Raw genomic sequence first — 5,310 nt, 5'->3', positions numbered from 1 at the left:
GCCCTCAGCCGTTGCGTCGCCGGTCGCGGCGCCGCCCGTGGCGGTGGTCGCTCCCGCGCCCGAGCCCGCGCCCGAACCGGTTCAGCCCGCCGCTCCGCCGCCCACCGCCGCCCGCCCGACCCAGAGCGACCCCGACGCCCCGGTCGTCACCAAGCCCCAGCCCCTGGACTAGGGTTTGGGCGGCGGCGTCTGCTCGGCCAGGGGCGGCACGAGGGTCGCCTCGCGAATGGCGTCGGTGAGCAGGTCGCGGTCGAGGGCGAGCTGTCTGGTCGGCTCGCTCCCGATCTGGACGAATTGCGTGCCGTAGATCTGGCGGCGGCCCGTCGCCAGCAGGTAGCGATCCAGACTGGCGGCGGCCAGCCGGGCGCCGCGCTCTTCGCCCTGGCTCAAGGCGGCGGTCGCCAGGGCGTGGGCCAGCAGATAGTCGTCCGTCTGGAAGCTGTGCTGGAAGAGGAGGCCCGCCCGCAAGAAGTCCTCCCCCGATCGGACCTCGCCTCGTTTCAGCATGGCCCGGACTTCGGCCAAGCGTTCGGCGTCGGCCATGACCTCCACCAGATCGAGGCGGCCGTCCTTGCGCGCCTTCTGATCGGCGTTGAACAGGGCGGCGAGCGCCCGATTGTCGGCCACGGGCGCGGGGGCGCCTTCGGGGCGATCCGAGGAACCGCAGGCCGCGAGCAGGAGCAGGGCGGCGAGCAGGGGAGCCAGATGTTTCATGCCCTTGGATAAGGGGAACGGCAGCGCTTAGCGCAAGGTCAGGTATCCGCGTTCGACCATGCGGCGCAGGGCCTCATAGACCTCGGCCAGTTCCTCGTAGGCGGTGCGGGCGGCGGTCAGGCGGGCGGTCTGGTCGGGCGTCACGGCCGAGCCGGATTCTGACAGGCGCAGGGCCTCGGCGGCCCAGCGGGCGCGGGCGTTGGCGGTCAGGACGGCCAGCTTCTGGAAGGTGGCGACGTCGACCCGCGACAGGGTCTGGCCGATGACCTCGCGGTTCGAGACGAAGGCGGAATAGTCGATCTGCTCCAGCAGGCCGCGCAGTCGGCGCTGCTCCTGCGGGTCCTGATCGTTCGGCTCGAAATGGTCGCGCTGGCGGCGGTAGCTCTGGGTCAGGACGGTCGACATGGGACGCTCCACAAGGACGGCCTACAGGGACTGGGGCCGAGGCTGCGCCGTTCCGGTTAACGGGGCGTTTGCGCTCTCCCCGAGACGTCCCCCGAGACGCCTGTCGGGGCCAGCTTCAGCCGCTCGCGGTCGGGGGCGCCGAGACCGCGCGGGCAACCTATGGGGCGATAGTCCTTGGAGTAGCAGAGCCGCGCCTCGCGGAACCAGCCGTCGGTGGTGGCGATGAAGACGCCGTCGCGCGGCAGGCCGGGATTGGCGGCGACGAAGGCGTCGCGGATGGTCCCGGCGGTCAGGCGATCGGCCGGGATGGCCTCCAGGTCCGGCTTGTTCAGCCCGTTCCACATCCGGGCGGCCTGCTCGAAATAGGCCTCGGGGCTGTCCCAGCCGCAGGTGCCGTGGGCGGCCCATTCGTGCTGCTGCAAGGAGGGCGAGGGGGTCATGCAGAAGTGCCGGCGCACCGTGGCGACCGGGATGGCCGGGCCGGGGGCGGCGCAGTAGCGCGGGTGCCTGTCAGCCGCGCCGTTGGGCCACAGGCCGTGCAGGGTCAGGCCGAACTGGTTCCGGGCGCACTGATGACGCGCGTCGGGATAGTCCTTGCCCGAGCGGCAGGCCTGGGGCGACCAGCTGACGGCCAGCATGTTGAAGGCGACCGGCACGTCGGCGGCAACCTCGTCGGCGGGGGGCGTGTAGGGCCGGGCGGGCGCCAGGTCGGCGGGGACGGCGCAGGTTGCGCCAGCGACCTCGGCCGTCGGGACGGAGACGGCGGGCGGCAGGCCGTCGCAGGCGGCCAGGGTCAGGGACAGCGCCGCCAGCAGGACGGTCGGGATCGTCAGGGGCCGCATCGGGCGCTCTCCGCAGGCTGGAAACAGGTCGCCCGCCCGTAAACCCTTCGTGAGCGACGGCCAAGGCGGAACCGCCGGGGTGCCCCGCTCATTGATAAGCGTAAGCGTAATGAGGATCGCCATGCCCGATCAAGCCGCCTTCGAAGCCGCCCTGGACGAAGCCATCGCCCTGTTCGAACAGGGGGAAGGGTTGGATCACGCGCGCTTCGACGCCTTGCTGGCCGAGATCGAAGCCCGGCGCGAGGCCCTGGTCGCCGTGCCGGAAGACGACCCGCGCGTCGAGGAGATTCGCCGTCTGCAGGCGCGCGCCGACGAACTGGAGGCCCGCGTCGCGGCGGGCAAGGGCTCGGTCATGGACGAGGTCAATCAGACCCTGTCGCCGCTGATGGGACGCAAGGGGGCCTGAGCCCCCTGCAACCTAGTAGCGTCCGTCGAAGCCGAAGGTGGGCTTGCGCTCGCGCCAGGCGCCGCGGGTGAAGTCGGGGAAGTCGAGGGTGCGGTTGCCCTCGGCGATCGACTGCTCCGACAGGGGCGTGATCGCGCTCCAGCTCACGCCGTCATAGATGTCGAGCGGCATGGGGGCCTTGGCCTTGAGGGCCTCGATGAAGGCGTGGATGACGAAGAAGTCCATGCCGCCGTGGCCGGTCCCGGCGGCGACGCTCTCATAGGTCTTCCACAACGGGTGGTCGTACTGCTCGAACCAGGCCTCCTGCGCGTCCCACTGGTGGGCGGCGCTGCGGCCCTCGATGTGGACCGACTTGTTCAGATCCATCCAGAGGCCGCCCGTGCCCTGAACCCGGAAGCCCAGCGAATAGGGGCGGGGCAGGCTGGTGTCGTGCTGCAGCAGGATGGTCTCGCCGTTGGCGCAGGTGATCGAGGTGGTGACCACGTCGCCGAGCTTGAACTTGACCGCCGCATTGGGGTGATCGGCCCCGCCGGTCTTGACCACATAGTCGTGCAGGCCGCGCGCCTTCGACGAATGGCTGGTCAGATTGACCATCCGGTTGCCCCGGTTCAGGTCGATGTAGTTGGCGATCGGGCCGATGCCGTGGGTGGGGTAGAGCTCGCCGTTGCGGTTGACCGAGTGCCAGGTGCGCCAGCGCGCCTCGGACCAGGCCTTGGGCCCGAACTCGACGCCGCCGCCATAGGGCTTCTGCGGGTCGCCGCTGTTGAACTTCACCGCGCGCAGGTCGTGCTGATAGCCGCCCTGCAGGTGGACCAGCTCGCCGAACAGGCCGGCCCGCACCATGTTCAGCGCCGCCAGGACGTCACGGCGATAGCAGACGTTTTCCAGCACCATGTACGGCGTGCCGGTGCGCTCATGGACTTCGATCAGGTCCCAGTGGTCCTGCAGCGTCACCCCGGCGATGACCTCGCAGGCGACGGGGATCCGGGCTTCCATCGCGGCGATGGCCATCGGGGCGTGCCATTCCCAGGGCGTGGCGATGACCACGGCGTCGAGGCCGGGATGGGCCAGCAGGTCCAGATAGGCCCGGTCGGGCGCCCCTTCGTAGGCGCGCGGCGCGGGACGGCCGGCGGCGGCGATCATGCCCTTGGCGCGGGCGATCATCAGGGGCTCGATGTCGCAGATGGCGACCACGTCCACGTCGTCGCGCTTCAGCAGGATGGGCAGCAGGGTCTGGGCCCGCAGGCCGACGCCGATGACGCCGATCTGCAGCCGGTCGGTGCTATTGCGCGTCCGGGCCAGGGCGGGCGTCGCCAGGGTCGCGGCGGCGGCGGAAGAGGCGGCGATGAAGGCGCGGCGGTCCATGAAGGCTCCGTGAAACTGGGTGGATTCCGCCATACGTCATGGCGTCGGCCACGTCATCAAAAGAGGGGCTGGCGCCGCCGATCAGCAACACAATATGGTGCGGATAACAAACGCCAGGATCCGCCTTATGACCGACGCCGCCCCGCAGAAGACCCTGAAGATCGACTTCGTCTCGGACGTGGTCTGCCCCTGGTGCGCCGTGGGGCTGGGCGGGCTGACGACGGCGCTGGAGACGCTGAAGGGCGAGGGCGTCGCCGCCGACATCACCTTCCAGCCGTTCGAGCTGAACCCGCAGATGGCGCCGGAAGGCGAGAACATCGTCGAGCATATCGGCGCCAAATACGGCGCGACCCCGGAGCAGTCGGCGGCCAACCGCGAGATGATCCGCGCCCGCGCCGCCGAGGTCGGCTTTGACATGCGGATGGGGCCGGACAGCCGCATCTGGAATACCTTTGACGCCCACCGCCTGCTGCACTGGGCCCACGAGACGGCGCCCGACAAGCAGGAGGGCCTGAAGCGCGCCCTGTTCGCGGCCCACTTCACCGACAACCGCAACCTCACCGACGCCCGCGTCCTGACCGAGGCCGCCGAGGCGGCGGGGCTGGACCGGGCCGAGGCCGGTGAGGTCCTGGCCTCGGGGCGCTACGCCGTCGAGGTGCGCGGCGCCGAGGACCTGTGGCGCGCGCGCGGCATCACCTCGGTCCCCGCCGTGGTCGTCGAGGGCAGGTACCTGATCAGCGGCGGCCAGCCGGCGGCGGCGTTCGAAGCGGCGCTGCGGCAGATCGCGGCGGAGGCCTAAGAGGCCCTAGAAGGGCGGATCGCCCAGGTTCTCCACGTCATAGACGTCGCTCAGGCCATACATGCGCGGGCCGTAGTCGGGATGGCCGGGCGGCGAGGTCTTCACCAGTTCCTCGCGGGCGCGGAAGAAGCCGATGAAGTCGCCCGACGACACGGTCAGCAGCAGCCGGGACGGCTCCTCGCCCTGGTTGCCCTGGGCGTGGGGCGTGCCGCGCGGGATGAAAACATAGTCGCCCGGCCCCAGCACCCGCGTCTGGCCGTCGACGTGCAGGGTCAGCCGGCCCGACAGGACATAGAAGCTCTCGTCCGTGCGATGATGGACGTGGATCGGGGTGCGATAGCCCGGCCCCTCGATCAGCAGGACCTGGCCCATGGCCCCGGCCTCGGGCGGAGTCAGATAGCCGACCTGGCCCACGCCGATGGAGCCGGCGGCGTCCCCGGCCCGACGGATGACGGCGGCGGGGGCCTGCGGGGGCGCGGCGGGCGCCGCCGCCAGGGCGACAAGCAGCATCAGCATGGCGGGGCTCTCCGTGACCTGTCGATCAGCGATAGGGGAATAGAAGCGCCGCCCGACGCGGTTTGGCAAGGCACGGGCGCAGGGGCGGATCGCGGCGGTGGGCCAGAACCTTCCGTCATCCTCCGGCAAGCCGCGAAGCGGCGCTGACCGGGGGACCCAGCGGCGCCCGGAGGGCGAAAGCTCCATGCGCCACACGCGCAGTAAAAATCGCCTTCGGCGCCGCTGGGTCCCCCGGTCTCGCTCCGCTCGCCGGAGGATGACGG

7 protein-coding genes are annotated in these 5,310 nt (G+C 70.9%); 2 read left to right on the top strand and 5 right to left on the bottom strand.

Annotated features, from left to right (window positions below; genetic code table 11):
• Positions 1 to 168: 168 nt before the first annotated feature.
• From ACREEF_RS15410 to ACREEF_RS15400, 3 genes are read right to left on the bottom strand one after another with little or no spacing between them, the layout of a single operon-like run.
• Positions 169 to 714, bottom strand: a complete 546-nt coding sequence (locus ACREEF_RS15410) for a hypothetical protein (RefSeq protein ID WP_431566449.1) — start codon at positions 712 to 714, stop codon at positions 169 to 171.
• 27 nt (positions 715 to 741) lie between these two features.
• The gene (locus ACREEF_RS15405) at positions 742 to 1,119 is read right to left on the bottom strand and encodes a hypothetical protein (protein WP_431566448.1); all 378 of its coding nucleotides are present in this window, start codon (positions 1,117 to 1,119) and stop codon (positions 742 to 744) included.
• Positions 1,120 to 1,175: 56 nt separating this feature from the next.
• The gene (locus ACREEF_RS15400; protein WP_431566447.1) at positions 1,176 to 1,961 is read right to left on the bottom strand and encodes a ribonuclease T2 family protein; all 786 of its coding nucleotides are present in this window, start codon (positions 1,959 to 1,961) and stop codon (positions 1,176 to 1,178) included.
• A gap of 121 nt (positions 1,962 to 2,082) precedes the next feature.
• Between ACREEF_RS15400 and ACREEF_RS15395 the strand changes: the two genes are divergently transcribed.
• Positions 2,083 to 2,367: a hypothetical protein gene (locus tag ACREEF_RS15395; protein WP_431566446.1), complete on the top strand. Its 285-nt coding sequence runs from the start codon at positions 2,083 to 2,085 to the stop codon at positions 2,365 to 2,367.
• 12 nt (positions 2,368 to 2,379) lie between these two features.
• Here ACREEF_RS15395 and ACREEF_RS15390 read toward each other — a convergent pair whose 3' ends face one another.
• Positions 2,380 to 3,732: a Gfo/Idh/MocA family protein gene (locus tag ACREEF_RS15390; RefSeq protein WP_431566445.1), complete on the bottom strand. Its 1,353-nt coding sequence runs from the start codon at positions 3,730 to 3,732 to the stop codon at positions 2,380 to 2,382.
• 127 nt (positions 3,733 to 3,859) lie between these two features.
• Here ACREEF_RS15390 and ACREEF_RS15385 point away from each other — a divergent pair, with 127 nt between their 5' ends.
• Positions 3,860 to 4,531 carry a DsbA family oxidoreductase gene (locus tag ACREEF_RS15385; RefSeq protein ID WP_431566444.1) on the top strand — a complete coding sequence of 224 codons (672 nt, stop codon included), beginning with the start codon at positions 3,860 to 3,862 and terminating at the stop codon, positions 4,529 to 4,531.
• A 6-nt stretch (positions 4,532 to 4,537) separates the two neighbouring features.
• On the opposite strand, the gene ACREEF_RS15380 is transcribed toward ACREEF_RS15385, so the two are convergent.
• The gene (locus tag ACREEF_RS15380; RefSeq protein ID WP_431566443.1) at positions 4,538 to 5,047 is read right to left on the bottom strand and encodes a cupin domain-containing protein; all 510 of its coding nucleotides are present in this window, start codon (positions 5,045 to 5,047) and stop codon (positions 4,538 to 4,540) included.
• Positions 5,048 to 5,310: the final 263 nt, after the last annotated feature.

This window comes from Brevundimonas sp., assembly GCF_050729455.1.
GTDB lineage: Bacteria > Pseudomonadota > Alphaproteobacteria > Caulobacterales > Caulobacteraceae > Brevundimonas.
This window is presented reverse-complemented; position numbering and strand designations above follow the sequence as displayed.

Excerpts from the sequence above, each read along its gene's own strand:
- ACREEF_RS15380 (WP_431566443.1), bottom strand. The coding sequence starts at position 5,047 with ATGCTGATGCTGCTTGTCGCCCTGGCGGCGGCGCCCGCCGCGCCCCCG.
- ACREEF_RS15410 (WP_431566449.1), bottom strand. The coding sequence starts at position 714 with ATGAAACATCTGGCTCCCCTGCTCGCCGCCCTGCTCCTGCTCGCGGCC.
- ACREEF_RS15400 (WP_431566447.1), bottom strand. The coding sequence starts at position 1,961 with ATGCGGCCCCTGACGATCCCGACCGTCCTGCTGGCGGCGCTGTCCCTG.
- ACREEF_RS15385 (WP_431566444.1), top strand. The coding sequence starts at position 3,860 with ATGACCGACGCCGCCCCGCAGAAGACCCTGAAGATCGACTTCGTCTCG.
- ACREEF_RS15390 (WP_431566445.1), bottom strand. The coding sequence starts at position 3,732 with ATGGACCGCCGCGCCTTCATCGCCGCCTCTTCCGCCGCCGCCGCGACC.
- ACREEF_RS15395 (WP_431566446.1), top strand. The coding sequence starts at position 2,083 with ATGCCCGATCAAGCCGCCTTCGAAGCCGCCCTGGACGAAGCCATCGCC.
- ACREEF_RS15405 (WP_431566448.1), bottom strand. The coding sequence starts at position 1,119 with ATGTCGACCGTCCTGACCCAGAGCTACCGCCGCCAGCGCGACCATTTC.